This window comes from Bacillus sp. AK128, from assembly GCF_053903075.1.
This window is the reverse complement of the sequence record NZ_CP096379.1, coordinates 3019781-3037637: the sequence shown is the minus strand read 5'-3', so window position 1 is coordinate 3037637 and position 17857 is coordinate 3019781. Positions and strand designations below refer to the sequence as shown.

General features: G+C 36.8%; 18 protein-coding genes. 15 read left to right on the top strand and 3 right to left on the bottom strand.

Annotated features, from left to right (window positions below; genetic code table 11):
- Positions 1–40 precede the first annotated feature (40 nt).
- The 8 genes from M1D60_RS15200 (at position 41) to M1D60_RS15165 (ending at position 6194) form a co-directional block, all read left to right on the top strand.
- A complete protein-coding gene (locus M1D60_RS15200) occupies positions 41–1255 on the top strand; it encodes an EAL-associated domain-containing protein (protein WP_456275681.1) in 1215 nt (404 codons plus the stop codon).
- 63 nt (positions 1256–1318) lie between these two features.
- A complete protein-coding gene (locus M1D60_RS15195) occupies positions 1319–1558 on the top strand; it encodes a hypothetical protein (RefSeq protein WP_456275680.1) in 240 nt (79 codons plus the stop codon).
- Between the two features lie 437 nt (positions 1559–1995).
- A complete protein-coding gene (locus M1D60_RS15190) occupies positions 1996–2763 on the top strand; it encodes a DUF3993 domain-containing protein (RefSeq protein ID WP_456275679.1) in 768 nt (255 codons plus the stop codon).
- 183 nt (positions 2764–2946) lie between these two features.
- Positions 2947–3183, top strand: coding sequence for a YkuJ family protein (locus M1D60_RS15185; protein ID WP_456275678.1), 237 nt, complete (start codon positions 2947–2949; stop codon positions 3181–3183).
- 12 nt (positions 3184–3195) lie between these two features.
- Positions 3196–3342, top strand: coding sequence for a hypothetical protein (locus tag M1D60_RS15180; RefSeq protein WP_456275677.1), 147 nt, complete (start codon positions 3196–3198; stop codon positions 3340–3342).
- A gap of 143 nt (positions 3343–3485) precedes the next feature.
- The gene (locus M1D60_RS15175) at positions 3486–4004 is read left to right on the top strand and encodes a ribonuclease H-like YkuK family protein (RefSeq protein ID WP_456275676.1); all 519 of its coding nucleotides are present in this window, start codon (positions 3486–3488) and stop codon (positions 4002–4004) included.
- A gap of 149 nt (positions 4005–4153) precedes the next feature.
- Positions 4154–4603, top strand: coding sequence for a cyclic-di-AMP-binding protein CbpB (gene cbpB / locus M1D60_RS15170; protein WP_456275675.1), 450 nt, complete (start codon positions 4154–4156; stop codon positions 4601–4603).
- Between the two features lie 79 nt (positions 4604–4682).
- The gene (locus tag M1D60_RS15165; protein ID WP_456275674.1) at positions 4683–6194 is read left to right on the top strand and encodes an MDR family MFS transporter; all 1512 of its coding nucleotides are present in this window, start codon (positions 4683–4685) and stop codon (positions 6192–6194) included.
- A gap of 53 nt (positions 6195–6247) precedes the next feature.
- Here the strand turns inward: M1D60_RS15165 and M1D60_RS15160 are convergent, their stop codons facing one another.
- Both M1D60_RS15160 and M1D60_RS15155 read right to left on the bottom strand, forming a co-directional pair.
- Positions 6248–6625 carry a VOC family protein gene (locus M1D60_RS15160; RefSeq protein ID WP_456275673.1) on the bottom strand — a complete coding sequence of 126 codons (378 nt, stop codon included), beginning with the start codon at positions 6623–6625 and terminating at the stop codon, positions 6248–6250.
- A gap of 363 nt (positions 6626–6988) precedes the next feature.
- On the bottom strand, positions 6989–7723 hold the full coding sequence (locus M1D60_RS15155; protein ID WP_456275672.1) for a sulfite exporter TauE/SafE family protein: 735 nt from the start codon (positions 7721–7723) through the stop codon (positions 6989–6991).
- Between the two features lie 145 nt (positions 7724–7868).
- Between M1D60_RS15155 and M1D60_RS15150 the strand changes: the two genes are divergently transcribed.
- The 4 genes from M1D60_RS15150 to M1D60_RS15135 all read left to right on the top strand — a co-directional run bounded on the left by M1D60_RS15150 (position 7869) and on the right by M1D60_RS15135 (position 11460).
- On the top strand, positions 7869–8735 hold the full coding sequence (locus tag M1D60_RS15150; RefSeq protein WP_456275671.1) for a LysR family transcriptional regulator: 867 nt from the start codon (positions 7869–7871) through the stop codon (positions 8733–8735).
- A gap of 98 nt (positions 8736–8833) precedes the next feature.
- The gene (gene dapD / locus M1D60_RS15145; RefSeq protein WP_456275670.1) at positions 8834–9544 is read left to right on the top strand and encodes a 2,3,4,5-tetrahydropyridine-2,6-dicarboxylate N-acetyltransferase; all 711 of its coding nucleotides are present in this window, start codon (positions 8834–8836) and stop codon (positions 9542–9544) included.
- Positions 9545–9617: 73 nt separating this feature from the next.
- Entirely contained in the window at positions 9618–10748 is a 1131-nt protein-coding gene (locus M1D60_RS15140; RefSeq protein WP_456275669.1) for an N-acetyldiaminopimelate deacetylase, read from the top strand.
- 466 nt (positions 10749–11214) lie between these two features.
- Positions 11215–11460 (top strand): YkuS family protein, encoded by a 246-nt coding sequence (locus tag M1D60_RS15135; RefSeq protein ID WP_456275668.1) that lies wholly within the window; start codon positions 11215–11217, stop codon positions 11458–11460.
- Positions 11461–11563: 103 nt separating this feature from the next.
- Here the strand turns inward: M1D60_RS15135 and M1D60_RS15130 are convergent, their stop codons facing one another.
- Positions 11564–12418 (bottom strand): mechanosensitive ion channel family protein, encoded by an 855-nt coding sequence (locus M1D60_RS15130; RefSeq protein ID WP_456275667.1) that lies wholly within the window; start codon positions 12416–12418, stop codon positions 11564–11566.
- A gap of 391 nt (positions 12419–12809) precedes the next feature.
- Between M1D60_RS15130 and M1D60_RS15125 the strand changes: the two genes are divergently transcribed.
- From M1D60_RS15125 to M1D60_RS15115, 3 genes are all read left to right on the top strand, one after another.
- Entirely contained in the window at positions 12810–14558 is a 1749-nt protein-coding gene (locus tag M1D60_RS15125; protein WP_456275666.1) for an ABC transporter ATP-binding protein, read from the top strand.
- A gap of 15 nt (positions 14559–14573) precedes the next feature.
- Complete coding sequence (locus tag M1D60_RS15120) at positions 14574–16394, top strand: ABC transporter ATP-binding protein (protein WP_456275665.1); 1821 nt, start codon at positions 14574–14576, stop codon at positions 16392–16394.
- Between the two features lie 216 nt (positions 16395–16610).
- Positions 16611–17840 carry a peptidoglycan recognition protein family protein gene (locus tag M1D60_RS15115; RefSeq protein ID WP_456275664.1) on the top strand — a complete coding sequence of 410 codons (1230 nt, stop codon included), beginning with the start codon at positions 16611–16613 and terminating at the stop codon, positions 17838–17840.
- Positions 17841–17857 lie beyond the last annotated feature (17 nt).

Genomic DNA, 17857 nt, shown 5'->3' with positions numbered 1-17857 from the left:
GTGGTATAATCATACAAAAAGTTAGATAGGAGATGGGGGAATGGATCCGTTAGATATTTTAACGAATTTGTCTATGGTAACCCCACATTTTCAAGCGATTTTTAACGCTGATGAAAGAAAAGTGATAGGTTACGAAGTGTTGGGGCGTATTGAGACGGATGAGGGGTGGAAGAGTCTTGGACCTTTTTTTCGTGACCATACGATTCCTGACGAATATCGACTTGAGGTTGATGACTTAATTGTAAGTAAGGCCCTGGATTACTGGCTTGAGTCAGATACAACTCCTTACATATTTATAAATCGAAACCCGAATTTATTAATGAGCGATCATGGTACAGCCTTATTAGAATTGTTATTGTCTTATCAGGAAAAAGGATTTCTACTAGATCATCTGGTCTTAGAAATTACCGAGCATGATTTTACCGGCGATATTGAGCGATTAAATCATCTGCTCACTTATTATCGAACATACGGGATTAAAGTAGCTGTGGATAATGTTGGAAATGGTGCTGGTAACCTAGATCGGATTGGTTTAATTGCACCTGATATACTTAAAGTGGATCTTCATATGTTAAGAAAAACAAATGGATTGGCAAGCTACCAGGATGTTTTATACTCTCTTTCTTTATTAGCCAGAAAGATTGGAGCGGCGTTACTTTATGAGGAAATTGAAACCTTATATCAACTTCAATATGCCTGGAGGAATGGTGGAAGGTATTATCAAGGGTTCTACCTACAAGAGCCTAATGAAACCTTTATTGATGAGTTCCTACGTAAATCTAAACTTAAACAGGAAATACAACAATTTATCGAACATGAAAAAAGAAAAATACAAAATATTTACCAGCTTTCCGCTACGATTCAACAAGCGGTCAAGCAAGCTTTAGTAAAGGATAAGAAAGAAACTAAAGGTGATGAACTCATAAAGCTCATTTCAAATGAATTGTCTGACTACAGTTTTCGTATCTATATTTGTGACGAAGATGGTTTTCAACAATCTGCCAACCACATAAAAACAAGAAATGGGTGGGAATTACTTCCATCTTACTATGATAAAAATTGGAGCTGGAGACCCTACTTTTTGGAAAATATTATGAAAATGAAATTAGAAGGTAGAGGCATTTTATCTGACTTATATAGTGATATTGAGACAGGAGATATGATTAGAACCTTTTCATATCCAATTGACCAGTCCCAATTTTTATTTATTGATTTAACTTATGAATATTTGTATGAACAGAATGCAATTTTATAGCCTGAATAACCCCCATTGATTTGTGAAACGATAACGATAACACTGAAATCTGGGGGTATGTTTATGACAATGTTAGATATTGTGCTTTCAGCGTTAGCTTTATTGGTTTTAGTTATCGGGTTCTTTTATACCTGGAATATATCAAAGAATACAAAGTACCAATCTAATGGGTATGACACTGAAATTAATCCAAAGGTTCAAGCTCATCCTTACACAAGAAACCCAATTTTTTTAACTTACTTAATAGGTGCCGTACTCGTAATTGGTTTTATTATTTACTATGCAGTATCTTCAAGCTGGTAAGATTACAACAATCGTTGTGATCTTATTTTTTTTTAGCTGTGTTAAAGTACAGTGTTGATTTTTAGCAGAGTTGATTGAAGTGGAAGGACGCGAGACTCCTGTGGGAGAAGCGTGGTGAAGGAGACCCCGCAGGCGGGAACGCCGAGGAGGCTCCCGAACCCGCCCACGGAAAGCGAGTGTCCTGGAACGGAAATCAACAACAAACTTTAACAGAGCCTTTTTTTTAATGACAAGAACCCCTTTTTTTAAACAAAACTTTCGTTTACATATAACTTTTCTGTTGATTATTGTTTTTTTTAGGGATTGATAGGGAATTGATGTAATAAGAGTAAAAAGACTGTCTAACTATGACAATATTTTACGAACGAATAGTACTCATAAACACAAAAAACATTGATACAATGACAATTACAAACATGTATTGGGGTGATGTAAAAATGATTCGTCGTTATAATCGTCTATTTATGGTTGTCTTTACTTTATTACTTGTATCTGTATGTCATCATCCAGTAGATGCTTCAACAACTAAATTATTGGACAAGCAAGGAGTCCAAAAACTTTTACAAGAAACCTACGAAACAGAATATTCTTTAACTGAACGCTATCATTCATGGGAAGAAGCACGGTTGAAATTGACGAAATATATGACAGAAGATTTTGCAGAAGAATTGATGAATGAGCACATGTTTGAAGAAGAAGATGGCTATATGTTTTACGGAACTGACTTTTCAACTTATATTATTCCGGATTATTCTTATTCGGATGACACCAATATAGTTGTAAATAAAAAACTAGATACCATATATGTATATGAAAAATCTTCTGGAACAGGTCCTGTCTTTTATGAATCACAATATGACATTGTTACCATTCGTCTTATAAAAGATCACTGGAGAATATCAGCTATTTCATTTGAAGAAACCGTACCTGATGAGGTAAAAGATGCAAAAGATATAGAGGAATATAATCAAACATCCAGTTCTTCAAAAAATGATTCATTTGTCCAACAAAAATTAAATGTAGAAAGAGTCAATGGAATGGCACTTGGTTCAATCAAACCGATTATAAAATCTAAACAAATCTCTAAGTTATCACAACCTATTGCTCCATTATTTCAGTTGGTTCCGTATCATCTACTATATCAGAATTTAACCAATGAGAGAGGGATCTACACCCACCTCACATCCTCAACATTAAGTTATTAAAGGAAAGATTCGTGAATCTTTCCTTTCCTTTTGTGAAAAATTGCTATAGAATTACAATTTGAGCCTAATTGTGGATAGAAAAGTTATCATTGTTTATCCTAAAAGTAGAGGTAAAATATATCTATAAGTGTTCATGTGTGCCAATTCACATTATAAGCACGTCATCTAAAAGGGGGAATAAAGTTGTCAAAATTACAAGGTATCATTCAAAGGTTAACAAGTCTTACAGAAACTCAGGATCATGGTGATCCTGCACAACGTTTTTTCGAGGTTGATGGAGAAAGAAGATGTAGTGTAACATTCTTTCCAAAAACAGAGACGTTCGAAATTGAGGTTTATCAGCAAGGAGAAAAACCGAAGAAATACCAATTCGATAATATTGATATGGCAGCCATTGAAATCTTCGACTTAATCCATTAAAGGAGGTCTCTCATGGATACACCCTACGTCATTTGTCCAAAATGTCTATCAAGAAAATCAATCGATGAAGTACTAACTTCACAATCTAACCAAAATGTAATTTTTACTTGTCCTAATTGTGCCTATACGAAGAAAAATATTATTACGAGTAAAGGTTAAATAGTTAACAAGCTGACAAGCCCTCTTGTATACACTATAGTGAGGAGCTAATTGCAGAAGCGTTCGTTTAAAGAAAAGATCAATCATTCTTAATACATGCTGCTCAGAGCCAAAGATTTGAGAGAATATTAAGGAGTGAACGCATGAGTGATCAAATGTTGTTTCAAAACATTACCGAAAACAACATGACATTTGAGCGAGTCTTTTCTAAAATCCTAAGGTTCATGAAGTTAGAGCCTTCATCGATGTATCACCTTTCGATTGGTACCGACTCACAAGTTCATCTAAATGAAACGAAATTTATTTCAGCCATTCATATTCATCGAGTGGGAAGAGGAGCATGGGGATGTTTGCGGCATATTATCATACCTCGTGAAATAAGAAGCGTTCGAGAGAAGATCTCACTAGAAACTGCTTATTCTCAGGAATTAGCTAGTATGTTTTCGACTGAGCATTTTAACGAAATGACAGAAATATTACTACCTTTTGCTGATGAAGGGGCAGACTTTCGGTTTGAGATCCATTTAGATATTGGCAGAAAGGGAGTTACCAAAGACTTAATTCAGGAAATGACAAGTAGAATTATATCCATGGGTATTGAACCAATCATCAAACCTGATTCATATGCAGCCTCTAGCTACGCTAATCGATATACTAAATAATTTTTCACTAAAGGAAACCATATTGGTTTCTTTTTTCATGTTTTATAGGTATAAAAGTATGGTAGAATGAAGATTGGGTTTCACTAGACAATATAGTTAGCGATTACATATATATAAGTAGTGAAAAACTTAATTAAGGGGAAATAGATATGATTAGTCTTCAGCGTGAAGAGTTTGTAGAAGCAACAATTAAGGAACTTATTATTTCTTCAGATAAGGTAGCTCATGTACAGTTAGGAAATGGTTTGGAACATGCATTATTAGTATTAGTGAAATCAGGTTATTCAGCAATTCCTGTACTAGACCCAACGTATCATCTGCATGGGTTAATCAGTACTGCCCTGATTTTAGATACCACCCTTGGATTAGAAAGAATAGAATTTGAGCGTTTAGAAACAATGAAGGTTGAAGAGGTAATGAATACAAATATACCAAGACTCAATATTAATGACTCTGTTAATAAAGGTCTACAACTAGTGATTGATCACCCGTTTGTTTGTGTGGAGAATGATGAAGGTGTATTTGAGGGAATCCTAACTAGAAGAGTCATTTTAAAAAGATTGAATCAGCATATTCAAAAACTTATTCATAAGCAATAACTCGGTGTTGGCCATACATGGTCAACACTTTTTCCATTTAGTGAATCTATATTTATGGCTTAAAAAAGGAGGTAATGTGATGACGGAAGCTGTAAAAAGCTATGTACATACTGCAAAGGGAAAAAAAACTAATCGACCCTTCGTGTTGGCTGCTGTAATGCTGGCCATGTTCATGGCAGCAATTGAGGCGACCATAGTATCTACAGCAATGCCAGCAATTGCAGCTGATTTAGGTAATTTTTCTCTCTATAGCTGGGTTTTCTCCTCCTATTTATTAATGAATGCTGTTACGGTTTTGATTTATGGAAAGCTATCTGATCTGTTTGGTCGAAAGCCGGTTTTAAATATAGGAATTATCATCTTTTTAATTGGATCCATATTATGCGGGTTTGCGACGTCAATGGAAATGTTGATTGTCTTTAGGTTTATTCAGGGATTTGGAGCAGGTGCTGTTATGCCAATCGCTTCAACAATCGTAGGTGACTTATATACAAAGGAAGAACGCGCCAAAATTCAGGGTTACTTATCAAGCGTATGGGGGATTTCTGCTATATTAGGTCCTGCGATTGGTGGGTTACTTGTTCAATTTGCTAATTGGAAATATGTTTTTTGGCTGAACGTACCATTAGGAATATTAGCTATGGTTGTTTTAGGTCTTTATCTTCATGAAGGAATTGAAAAGAAAAAGCATAATATTGATTTTCTAGGCGCAGGTTTATTATTTATCGGTGTAAGTGTACTAATGATTGTCTTAGTTGAAGGGGGAGTTCGTTGGGATTGGTTTTCTATGCCCATTTTATTTTTATCGGGCTTGTCTATTCTCATGATTCTCCTCTTCTATCTTCAGGAAAAGCGAGCAAAAGATCCAATGATGCCTTTTTCGATTTGGAGAGAACGTTCAATTTTAATAGCCAATTTGGCATCCTTAACAACAGGTGTCATGCTAATTGGCATATCAAGCTTTTTACCTGCGTTCGTACAAGGAGTAATGGAGCGGTCACCGATTGTTGCCGGATTCACCTTGACGACAATGTCCATTGGTTGGCCGATCGCAGCAACTATTGCGGGGCGATTGCTCCTTAAGATTGGCTTTAGAACAACTTCCATCATTGGTGGGGTTAGCTTAATACTTGGATCGATTATATTTATAATGATGACGCCTGCCTCTGGACCTCTATGGGCAGCGTTTGCTTCATTCTTAATAGGGGTTGGTATGGGCTTTACAACCACTTCTTTTATCGTCTCTATTCAAAGTACCGTGGAGTGGAAGCAACGAGGAATTGCAACTGCCGCTAATATGTTCATGAGGACACTAGGGAGTACGATAGGGGCAGCGTTATTAGGTGGAATTTTAAATAGTCGCTTACTAACATACATTAAGGATCAGGGAATTGACGAAAATGTTAATGTTGACACGACGAACATTCTCCTTAATGAAAAGCAAAGAAACCAGCTTTCTGAGTCCGTGCGTTCTGTTCTTCAAGATGGATTAACGATTTCTCTTCATAGTGTTTATTGGGTAGTGCTTTTATTTGCTATCATTAGCTTCATCCTCGTCTTGTTTTTGCCAAAACATGAGAATAGCCATTAATATTAGGAGTGAAAAAGGACTCGAGATACTTCTCGGGCCCTTTTCTTTTCCTTTTATAAATTGATATCCCTTTGTAAAAATTCAATTCTGTTTCCAAAGGGATCAAAAAATGAAAAACGTTCAATAAAAGGAATTGGTTTTTCATCGTATGTTTTAATCCCTGACTCTTCTAAATAATTTCTTACCTTAATTAATTCTTCAATTTGAAAAGCAGGATGCCTTTTACTCTTGAATTCTCCCATTTCTTCAGCCCCGATATGGAGTTCAATATCCCCGATTTTATACCATAGTCCACCGTTAGCCTTAAGTGATTCAGGCTTTTCTATTTCTATTAAACCTAAGATGTTTGTATAGAAGGCTCTCGCTTGATCTTCTTGACCGAAAGGAATACATATTTGTACGTGATCTAATCTTTTAAAAGAAATTTTCATTTTTTAGTCTCCTTATTTTTATCTTGTGTTAAACTGTGTTGTTGATTTTCGTTACAGGACACTCGCTTTCCGCGGGGCGTGCGGTGCGCCTCCTCATTGAAAAGCGGAAGTGCCCCGATTAGCCCCGACCGGCAAATGTTCCTACATCAAGAAAAGGGTGCTTTTTCCCTTTACTTGATGTAGGGTTATTTGACCCAGAGGGGCTGGGCACTGCAACTAGCCTCAGCATACGCCTGCGGGGTCTCACCTGACACGCTGCTCCCGAGAAAAAGCTCTTTCCTTTTTCCTTGCAGGAGTCTCGCGTCCTTCCACTACAATCAACTCTGCTAAAAATCAACACTCCACTTTTAACAGAGTGATTTTTTAAAATGATAAATTAATAGTCAGTTGAATCATTAATAAAACGGTAATGACTCGTAAAATAAGTTGAAGGTGTGTGGAGTTGAGTTTATCTGCCACTCTTACTGAAACCTGGGCACCTATTAATGAACCAACCATTAAACTAAGTGCAACGCTCCAATCAAGGTGACCTGTTAGCAAATAAGTACTGAATGCTCCTAGACAACTTAAAAAGGTTAGCATTCTTGTAAGTGCCATCGAGGCGAGATAAGAGAACCCATTGTAAAGATACGTATACATTTGTAAGGTGGCTTGGCCAGGGCCAAACATCCCATCATACATACCGATTCCATAAAGAAGTGGAAAAACTTTTGTAGGAACGTATTGATGTTCTGTTTTGGTTTGCTTTGGCTTTTTAATAAAGGTTAAGACCAGGGCGAAAGTAAGTAAAAAAATAGCCAAAATCATCATTGTTTCCTCTTTCAATGAAGTGGCAATGAATCCACCTGTTATTCCTCCTGCAAGCCCAAAGGGAGCGATCAATAAAGCTGTTTTTAATTTAATATTTCGTTTCTTCAGCAAAACTAAAAAACTTGATAATGAGCTACAAGTATTAGAAAACTTATTAGCTGCAATTGCGGAATGGATTGGTACACCAAGTAAAAGCATACAAGGCAAACTGATTAGACCACCACCACCAGCTAAAGTCCCAATAAACGTACCAAAAAAACCAATGATAATTAAAATTAAAGTTTCCAAGTTTTTCGCCACCTTAAAATTAAAACGGGTAATAAAGGAAAATTATTCCTCCTTTTTATAGTAATGAATACAAAGCGATAATGAAATTTCATTTTTTTTAACATATAATATAATAAAAACTTATCGCTTGAAATGGGGATGAAGGATGCAAACTTCAGAGTGTAGGTTACTTGTCACATTGGCAGAGGAAATGAATATGAGAAAGGCAGCAGAAAAACTATTTGTGTCACAACCTGCTTTAAGTCAAAGACTTCAATCGATTGAAAAAGGATGGGATACAAAAATCTTTATTAGGTCACAAAAGGGTTTAACTCTCACACCTGCTGGCGAAAAAATCATCGAGTATGCAAAAGAAGTGGTTTTAAAGGAGGAAAGGGTTAAAGAGGAAATTTATTCTTTAAATACAAAGGTCCATGGGACATTAAAGCTCGCGGTCGCTTCCATTATCGGTCAACATTGGCTCCCTAATGTTTTAAAACAATTTGTCCAAAGATATCCTCATGCTAAAATATCTCTTATTACAGGATGGAGTAGTGAAATCCTTAAGCACCTTTATGAAGGACAGGTTCATATCGGAATTATTAGAGGCACCCCCGATTGGAAAGGTATAAAGCATCATATTTTAGCAGACACTTTATATTTAGTAGATACTGAGATCAAAAGCTTGGATGAGCTTCGGTCGACAGAACGTCCCTTTATTCAATTTAAAAGTGATTCTACTTATTACCAGGAGATACAGGATTGGTGGCACCGTCAATTCGATCATCCTCCGAAACGTACGATTGTAGTAGATCAGATTGAAACTTGTAAACAGATGGCTTTTCATGGCATAGGTTATGCGATTCTTCCTTCCATCACATTTCATGAGAATGACCCTGCTGTTTATAAAATACCATTGTTCGACGAAACTGGTTTACCAGCAAAACGTGACACATGGTTATTAGGGTATGAGTCGGCATTTCAGTTGAAACAGGTTGATGCGTTTATGGAAATTATTAAGGAAAATAATTGACGCTTTTGTGTACATGTTGTGTATCGCTTGTCATCTTGAGAATGGTTTGATACAGTAAAGAAATAAAGAGATTTTTACAATTTAGGAGGCAATACATAATGAAAATGATGGACGCTAATGAGATAATTTCGTTTATTCAAAAAAGCGAAAAGAAAACTCCTGTTAAAGTTTATGTTAAAGGAAACTTAGAAGGAATTAATTGGGGAGCAAATACTAAATCATTTATCAATGGAAATACTGGTGTGTTATTCGGTGAGTGGAGTGAAATTCAGACAGTTATCGAAAACTATGGTGGCCAGTTAGAGGATTATGTAGTAGAAAATGATCGTCGTAACTCAGCGATTCCATTACTGGACTTAAAAGGAATCAAAGCACGAATTGAGCCAGGTGCAATCATTCGTGATCAAGTAGAAATCGGTGACAATGCCGTTATTATGATGGGTGCTCTAATTAACATTGGTGCAGTAGTTGGAGAAGGTACAATGATTGATATGGGTGTTGTCCTAGGTGGACGTGCTACAGTAGGAAAGAACTGTCATATTGGTGCAGGGTCTGTTCTTGCAGGAGTAATTGAACCACCATCAGCCAAGCCGGTTGTTGTAGAAGATGATGTTGTAGTGGGTGCGAACGCAGTAATTCTTGAAGGAATTACAGTTGGTAAAGGTGCTGTTGTAGCTGCTGGAGCAATCGTTATTGAGGATGTTCCTCCATATACAGTAGTTGCCGGAACACCAGCAAAAGTAATTAAAGAAATCGATGAGAAAACTAAATCTAAGACTGAGATTAAACAAGAGCTAAGACAGTTATAAGAAAGTAAGTTAAAAGCGCGGATGATGCTCCGCGCTTTAACTATATATAAATGTTAAAGGGGAAGAGACCGGAATGAATTACCAGCCTTTTGTAGAGATCCGTAGGGAGCTTCATAAAATTCCTGAATTGGGTTATCAAGAATTCAAGACTCAAGCCTATCTATTAGACTATTTGCAACGATTACCAGCAAATCGCTTAGAAATAAAGACTTGGAAAACAGGAGTTTTTGCTAAGATTAAAGGGACCAATCCAAGTCAGATTATTGGATATCGAACAGATATTGACGGACTTCCTATCACCGAAGAAACGAACCTTCCCTATCAATCCTTACATGCTGGGAACATGCATGCCTGCGGCCATGATGTACATATGAGTATTGCACTCGGGATTATCACTGCATTAGTAAATGAGCCAATCAAAGATGATGTGTTATTTATGTTTCAGCCTGCTGAAGAAGGTCCAGGTGGTGCTGAACCTATGATTCAATCGGAAATTTTTAAGGAGTGGCAGCCAAACTTTATTATCGGCCTGCATATTGCACCCGAGCATCCAGTTGGTACAATTGCGACTAAGGAAGGTCTCCTTTTTGCTAACACCTCCGAGTTATTTATTGATTTAGTCGGTAAAGGAGGACATGCAGCATTTCCACATCAAACAAATGACATGATCGTCGCAGCTTGTTCACTTGTGACCCAGCTTCAATCAATTATTGCTAGAAATGTTGATCCCCTTGATAGTGCGGTCATTACAGTTGGAAAGATTACGGGTGGAACAGTTCAAAACATTATTGCTGAAAGGGCTCGTCTTGAAGGAACGATTAGAACGCTATCCGTGCAATCGATGAGCAAAGTAAAGGAACGAATTCAGGCAATGGTAGGCGGAATTGAAGTAGGCTATGCCTGCAAGGCAACCATTGATTATGGTTCCATGTACCATCAGGTTTACAATCATCATGAAATAACTAGGGAATTCATGAATTATGTTGATCAACAGACTGATGCTAATCTTGTTGAATGTAGAGAAGCCATGACTGGTGAGGACTTTGGTTATATGATTAAGGATATACCTGGTTTTATGTTTTGGTTGGGAGTGGATTCAGAATATGGCTTACATCATTCAAAACTAACACCGAATGAAAAGGCTATAGGAACTGCTATTGAGGTTGTGTCAAACTACCTAAGATGGAAGAGTAAGAATAGTTAAACTGAATTAAATTAAGTTAACAAGGCCGATGTCGGGTCTTGTTTTTTTGTATGACTCTGTTAAAGTACAATGTTGATTTTTAGCAGAGTTGATTGAAGTGGAAGGATGCGAGACTCCTGCAAGGAAAAAGGAAAGAGCTTTTTCTCGGGAGAAGCGTGGTGAAGGAGACCCCACAGGCGAGAATCGATGGAACTTCTGCAAAGGTCGCTCACGTCCTGTGAGCAACGCAGAAGCCAGCACATCCTGTGCAAGTGCGGAAAGCGAGTATCCTGGAACGGAAATCAACAACAATCTTTAACATAGCCTTTTGTATAAATAGTATTTTCCTGTTGGGTAGTGTAGGTGAGAATTTTTGCATTAAATAGATACTTTGTTTTTATCATAAAAAGAACTGAACAAAAACTTTTACGGATTAGAATAAATTTCTAGGAATTGTTGCAAATTACTCTTGAGGAGGTGGATGGAAATGGCTAAGGTAGGTATTGAACAATCATTAAGTGATGTAAGACAAGCTCTAGAAGGAAAAGGGTATGAGATTGTAGATTTACGCAACGAGAACGATGCAAAGGGCTGCGATTGCTGTGTTGTAACGGGTCAAGATTCTAACGTAATGGGTATTAGTAATACCGTTACTGCTGGCGCGGTTATTGAAGCATCCGGATTAACTGCGGACGAAATTGCTCAAAAAGTTGAAGAAAAGTTAAATCGATAAGTAAAAAGGAACAGCCGATTTAGCTGTTCCTTTTTTTATAAAGGCTGTATTTTCACCCTAGTTGTTAGGCTTTATTTTAATAGAACTAGATCACCATCTTGATCTAGTTTTGTGTTTCTGGAGAATTACCCTTTTCTATAAACACTTGATGAGGGAATGGGATTTCAATACCATTTGCATCTAGTGCTTCTTTTAATGCCTTTCGAAGCTTTCTTTCAACAGCCCACTGTCCCATATTGTCAGTTTTCGCTAAAATACGGATTACAACATCTGAAGCTCCTAGTGTCTGTACACCTAGAACATTTGGACCTTCTTTAATACTTTCATCCTCTGCAGCAATCCGATCACAAGCTTCTTGCAGTACTGAAATAGCATGGTCAATATCATCATCATAAGAAATACCTATATCCACTAGGGCTCTCATATTTCCTCTTGAGTGATTACTTAAACTTGAAATTTGTCTATTTGGAAGATAATGCAATGTACCGTCAAATCCTCTAATCTGGGTCGTTCGAAGTCCAACTGATTCTACAATTCCAGAGAATCCTGCTGTTGTTACATAGTCATCCACATCAATTTGCTTTTCTAAAAGGAGGAAGAATCCTGTTACGATATCACTTACAAGACCTTGGGCACCAAACCCAATCGCTAATCCAACTACCCCTGCTCCAGCAATTAAAGCTTTTGCATCATACTCAAAAATCTCAAATACCATAACTACAAAGATAAAGATAAGTATGTAAGAAAATAGGTTTAAGGTAAGACTTTGAAGCGTTTTTGATCGCCCAATTGATATATTATCTCGTTCAGTAATTCTTTTGAAAGAGCGTTTAATTAGAGCAGAACCAATTCCCTTTACAATTAGAAAAATAATAATAATTCCTACTAGCTTCAAGATAATCGTTCCAGCCCCAACTAAAAGACCAGCCCAATCAATGTTGTTCAGGTTAAAATCCATGATAAATAACAATCCTTTCTAAATTAAATCGACAGTTTATAAAATAAGTCCATTCTTTATATACCCACATTAGTGTGTTGTTAAACTTATATAATAAACCTATAAAAAGTGTAACATAATTCTTTGGATGAATTAAACGAAGAGGTTGATTTAAAAATGTTTTTAAAAAAATCACAAAATACTGGAAATTTACTTCGAAATCCGATATATTTTTAAATATGTTCTGTTTTTTGAGATACGAAATAATTTGTGTTTAGCACTAGCAAGAAAGTCGCTTAAGTTAAACGCTCTGGTTGTAGGTGTCGATGCATCCAGTGAGTTTAACTTATTTTCATTAGTTGCTAGGAGTTAATCTATTTTTGTTTCAGTTTGACTGGGGAGGGTTTACAAAATGGAGATTTTTAAAAAGCTGAAGCAGTTTTACAGGCCTTATGTAAATTATTTTTATTGGTCTATGTTTTTCCTTTTATTTGTTACTGCAATTACAGTTGTATATCCGATGGTTTTACAATATACAATTGATAACGTCATTTTAGCTGGGGAGTATGAATATGTACCGTACATTGCAATTGGCTTTATTGCAATTATGGCGGTAAAGGGAATCACCACTTATTTCCATCAATATTTAGGGGATATGTTTGGGATCCGCTCAGTTTACCGATTAAGAAATGCGTTGTATGAAAAGCTGCAGTTCCTTCCATTCCGTTACTATGATAATGCGAAAACAGGGGATTTAATGTCAAGATTAACGGCAGATGTGGAAGGGTTCCGCTTTTTCTTATCATTTGGGTTTGCTGAACTTCTTCGTTTCGTTTTATTAATTACGCTAAGTTTAGCGGTTATGTTTTACTATTCAGTCCCTCTAACTTTAGTTACGATGGCTGCCTTACCTTTTTTAGCTATTGTAGTTTACCAATTTGATAAAAGAGTTCACCCGGCTTTTAGAGGAATTAGAAAGTCATTTGGTAACCTAAATACGAAGGTACAAGAAAACATTAGTGGAATTAATACGGTTAAATCTTTATCGAGAGAGTCTTTTGAAATTGAAAAATTCAACGATTCAAACGGTGATTATCGTGAAAAGTATTTAACGACTTCAGGTGTTTGGGCAAAATACTTTCCATTAATGGAGTTTATCGGAAATGTCTGTGTTGTGGCCTTACTGTCTTACGGAGGTTACCTAGTAATTGAGGGCTCTGTACAGCCGGGGGAATTGGTCGCATTTTTTAGTTTAGTATGGTACATCATGTGGCCGATTATGAACCTTGGTTTCGTCATTAACTTATTTTCTCAGTCAAAGGCATCTGGTGAGAGATTACTAGAGATTCTTGAAGCTGATAATGAGATACATGAAAAAGAGAATCCAGTTGTTAAGGACCGTTTAGAAGGTCATGTTCAATTCAAATCAGTGACACTTCAATATAAAGAAGAGGATGAAGAGGCACTGACAGATGTAGACTTTGATGCTACTCCAGGTAAGGTAATTGGGTTAATAGGTGCTACCGGCAGTGGTAAAACTAGTATCACTCAACTTATTACTAGATTCTATGAGCCTACTAAAGGCCAAATTTTAGTAGATGGAACTGATATTAAGGATTATTCGTTAGCTACTCTAAGGAATAATATAGGCTTTGTACTTCAGGAATCTTTCTTATTTTCATCTACAATTAGAGCGAATATCTCTTATGGTAATCCTGATGCATCGATTGAACAAGTTATTGATGCGGCCAAGCGTGCTCAAGCACATGACTTTATTATGGAGTTACCAGATGGGTATGATACGATGCTTGGTGAGCGTGGAATGGGATTATCTGGTGGACAAAAGCAGCGAATTGCGATTGCTCGTGCCATATTAATTGATCCTAGTATTCTAGTATTAGATGATGCGACTAGTGCGGTAGATATGGAGACTGAATTCAAAATTCAAAAAGCATTTAAGGAAGTGATGAATGGACGTACAACCTTTATCATTGCACACCGTATCTCTTCTCTTAAACATGCTGATGAAATTATCGTGCTAGAGAACGGGGCAGTTGTAGAAAGAGGAGTTCATGAGGAACTGCTCCAGAACAAGGGTACGTATCAAAGAATATATGAAATTCAATATAAAGACCGTGAAATTGTTACTCAAGGTCAATAAGGAGGTGGGGGTTTTATGAAGGGTAGAGAACAAACTAAAAAGCATTTAAATCGTTTCCACTATTCAACCGAACAAGTAATTGAAAAACCATTTAATTGGCAGCAGTTATCTAGATTAATTTCTTATATGAAACCATATTCTAAGAATCTACTACCTCTGTCCATTTTTGCAATGATTTTATCGACGGCAGTCCGGTTAATCGTACCTATTATTATTGGTAAGTATACACTTGACTTTGCGATTGCTAATAAAAATACGAGTCTATTAGTAACATTAGTTGTCATTATTGCCTTGTTGTACACAGTCTCCTATGTTGGAAATGTGTTTAGAATTCGCTGGACCAACTTATTAGGTCAAAATGTAATTTATGACATAAGAAAGCATTTGTTTACCCATGTACAGCAGCTATCACATCGCTTTTTTGACTCCCGTTCAGCGGGCTCAATTCTTGTAAGAATTCTAAATGACATCAACTCGTTACAAGAACTCTTTACAAGTGGAGTTATTAACTTATTAATGGATTTAATCATGCTAATTGGAATCTTCGTGATTTTATTTACATTAAGTCCAGAATTAGCGATCGCGGTAATGATCATCCTACCTATTATGTTTTTTATCTCTACAAGTTTACGTAGAAAAATTAGACGCTCTTGGCAGGTAGTTCGTATTAAACAATCTAAGTTAAACTCACATCTAAACGAAAGTATTCAAGGAGTTCGTGTTACGCAGTCCTTTACACAGGAACGTGAAAATATGGAATTCTTTGATGGTGTAAATACAGAAACCCATGACTCTTGGCAGGATGCAACTAGAAAAAATGCGATGTTTCGTCCTTTCGTTGAAATGTCGAATGCAATTGGAACCGCGATTTTAATTTGGTACGGTGCGACGTTGATCTCTAATGGAACAATAACTATTGGGGTATTTGTATCATTTGCCTTTTATTTAGGAATGTTCTGGGAGCCTATCTCTCGTATTGGTCAAATTTATAATCAACTTCTTATGGCAATGGCTTCATCAGAGCGTATTTTTGAATTTCTAGATGAAAAGCCTAATGTCGCTGAAAAAGAACATGCGAAACGTTTAGAAAACATCAAAGGTCTAATTGAATTTGACAATGTAGAGTTCGCCTATGATGAAAAACGTAAGGCTTTAAAAGGTATCTCTCTAGAAATGAAAGCGGGTCAAACTGTAGCACTAGTTGGTCATACAGGTTCAGGTAAAACAACGATTGCAAACCTCGTGAGCCGTTTCTACGATCCAACTAGTGGTTCTGTTAAAATTGATGGACTCGATCTGCAGGACGTTACACTAGAGAGTGTTCGTTCACAAATAAGTGTAGTGTTACAAGATACGTTTATCTTCTCGGGTACAATTATGGAAAACATACGCTTTGGTAACCCAGAGGCAACAGATGAAGAAGTGGTAAAGGCTGCTCAAGCAGTTGGAGCTCATTTATTCATTGAAAAGCTTTCAAACGGATATTTAACTGAGGTCGAAGAAAGAGGTAACATCTTGTCTGTTGGTGAACGACAACTAATCTCGTTTGCCCGTGCATTACTAGCAGACCCTAGAATTTTAATCTTAGATGAAGCAACTGCAAGTATTGATACTGAAACTGAAGTGAAAATACAATATGCTTTGAAAACATTACTGCAAAACAGAACGGCAATTATTATTGCACACAGACTTTCTACGATCCGTGAAGCGGACAATATATTCGTTCTTGACCATGGTGAGATTATTGAACAAGGTAATCATGCAGAGTTAATGGATGTAAAAGGTGAATATTATAAGCTTGTTAAGGCGCAATTTAATATGCTGAGTGCAGGTTAATAGAAAGGGACTTCATTATATAATGAGGTCCCTTTTTCTTTTTTTAGAAATTATAGAACATCATTACTTTGGATAACTAGGCATAGTGCATTTTAATCCAGCTCCAGCGCCTTTTGTTCTTTAAGGGTTAAACTACAAATCATGAAGTTTTAGGACTTTATATGGTCACATCACCTAAGTCGTAACATTACCATATATATAAGAGGGGTGATTAATATGGAAATTATAGATAAACGTAACTCGCTACCAACACATCCATCAAAACGTTATCGTAGGCGATCTTTAACGGCAATTAAAAACATAGCCATTCACCATAGTGCCACAACAACTGGGAGTGCTGAGAGCTTTGCCAGATACCATGTAAACACGTTGGAATGGCCAGGAATTGCCTATCATTATGTCGTAGACAAAGATGGTACAATTAGTCATTGTCATGACCTTGAGGTCGTTAGTTATCATGTTGGTAATAGTAATTATAGAGCAGTTGGGATATGTATGGTCGGGGATTTTAGAACCCAACAACTGACAGAAGCTCAGAAAACAGCAACCCAAAACCTAGTACTAACTTTATTAGATGTTTTAACGATTGAGGTGGCAGATGTTTGGGGCCATCAAGAATTTCCAGGATATGAATGGAAACCTTGTCCATCCATCAATATGGGGAATTTCAGAAGTGAACTACTGGCAAGAAATCAAACAGGTGAACTACCCATATACCGTTCTGTTTCGTATTCAACCGGTCCCAGAACACGTACGTATTTAAGTTATGGTGACCAAGGGGATGATATAAAAGCATTACAGGAACGATTAGAAAACTTAGGTTTTAAGCCAGGAGTAATTGATGGTATTTTTGGAAAAGTTACCGAGGATTCGGTCAAAAGATTTCAAAAGGCTGCTAATCTTTCTGTTGATGGGATCGTTGGCCCAGAGACTAGAGGTGCATTAAAACGCTATGATACCGAAGTTCCATTAATCGAACTTGCATCACCTACTGATGTAGAAGATGGAGATGGTGAGCTATATGAGTCGGAATCTAGAAGGATTTTAAGACTTCTTACTCCGTTTGTGAGGGGAGAGGATGTAAGAGATGTTCAAGAAAAGGTAGGGGCTGTCGTGGATGGTATTTATGGGCCTTCTACTTCAGAAGCGGTGAGGAGCTTTCAAAGGGGAAGAGGCTTGGTAGCAGACGGTATTGTAGGACCAAGAACTTGGCAAGCTTTGGATCAGTTTGAATCAGGTGGAGTACCTTACAGACGATTATTATTTTTAACAACTCCCTATATACAAGGCAGAGATGTGAAAAGGGTTCAGAGAGCTTTAAATATTGCGGAAGACGGTATTTTTGGTCCAATAACAGATCAAGCAGTAAGAAATTTTCAAAGAAGAGAAAGACTTAATATTGATGGAATTGTTGGTCCAAATACATGGAATAGATTGTTTAATTAAGGCTTGCACATTTACGT

Excerpts from the sequence above, each read along its gene's own strand:
- M1D60_RS15195 (WP_456275680.1), top strand. The coding sequence starts at position 1,319 with ATGACAATGTTAGATATTGTGCTTTCAGCGTTAGCTTTATTGGTTTTA.
- M1D60_RS15125 (WP_456275666.1), top strand. The coding sequence starts at position 12,810 with ATGGAGATTTTTAAAAAGCTGAAGCAGTTTTACAGGCCTTATGTAAAT.
- M1D60_RS15130 (WP_456275667.1), bottom strand. The coding sequence starts at position 12,418 with ATGGATTTTAACCTGAACAACATTGATTGGGCTGGTCTTTTAGTTGGG.
- M1D60_RS15200 (WP_456275681.1), top strand. The coding sequence starts at position 41 with ATGGATCCGTTAGATATTTTAACGAATTTGTCTATGGTAACCCCACAT.
- M1D60_RS15150 (WP_456275671.1), top strand. The coding sequence starts at position 7,869 with ATGCAAACTTCAGAGTGTAGGTTACTTGTCACATTGGCAGAGGAAATG.
- dapD (WP_456275670.1), top strand. The coding sequence starts at position 8,834 with ATGAAAATGATGGACGCTAATGAGATAATTTCGTTTATTCAAAAAAGC.
- M1D60_RS15120 (WP_456275665.1), top strand. The coding sequence starts at position 14,574 with ATGAAGGGTAGAGAACAAACTAAAAAGCATTTAAATCGTTTCCACTAT.
- M1D60_RS15190 (WP_456275679.1), top strand. The coding sequence starts at position 1,996 with ATGATTCGTCGTTATAATCGTCTATTTATGGTTGTCTTTACTTTATTA.
- M1D60_RS15115 (WP_456275664.1), top strand. The coding sequence starts at position 16,611 with ATGGAAATTATAGATAAACGTAACTCGCTACCAACACATCCATCAAAA.
- cbpB (WP_456275675.1), top strand. The coding sequence starts at position 4,154 with ATGATTAGTCTTCAGCGTGAAGAGTTTGTAGAAGCAACAATTAAGGAA.
- M1D60_RS15165 (WP_456275674.1), top strand. The coding sequence starts at position 4,683 with ATGACGGAAGCTGTAAAAAGCTATGTACATACTGCAAAGGGAAAAAAA.
- M1D60_RS15135 (WP_456275668.1), top strand. The coding sequence starts at position 11,215 with ATGGCTAAGGTAGGTATTGAACAATCATTAAGTGATGTAAGACAAGCT.
- M1D60_RS15175 (WP_456275676.1), top strand. The coding sequence starts at position 3,486 with ATGAGTGATCAAATGTTGTTTCAAAACATTACCGAAAACAACATGACA.
- M1D60_RS15180 (WP_456275677.1), top strand. The coding sequence starts at position 3,196 with ATGGATACACCCTACGTCATTTGTCCAAAATGTCTATCAAGAAAATCA.
- M1D60_RS15140 (WP_456275669.1), top strand. The coding sequence starts at position 9,618 with ATGAATTACCAGCCTTTTGTAGAGATCCGTAGGGAGCTTCATAAAATT.
- M1D60_RS15160 (WP_456275673.1), bottom strand. The coding sequence starts at position 6,625 with ATGAAAATTTCTTTTAAAAGATTAGATCACGTACAAATATGTATTCCT.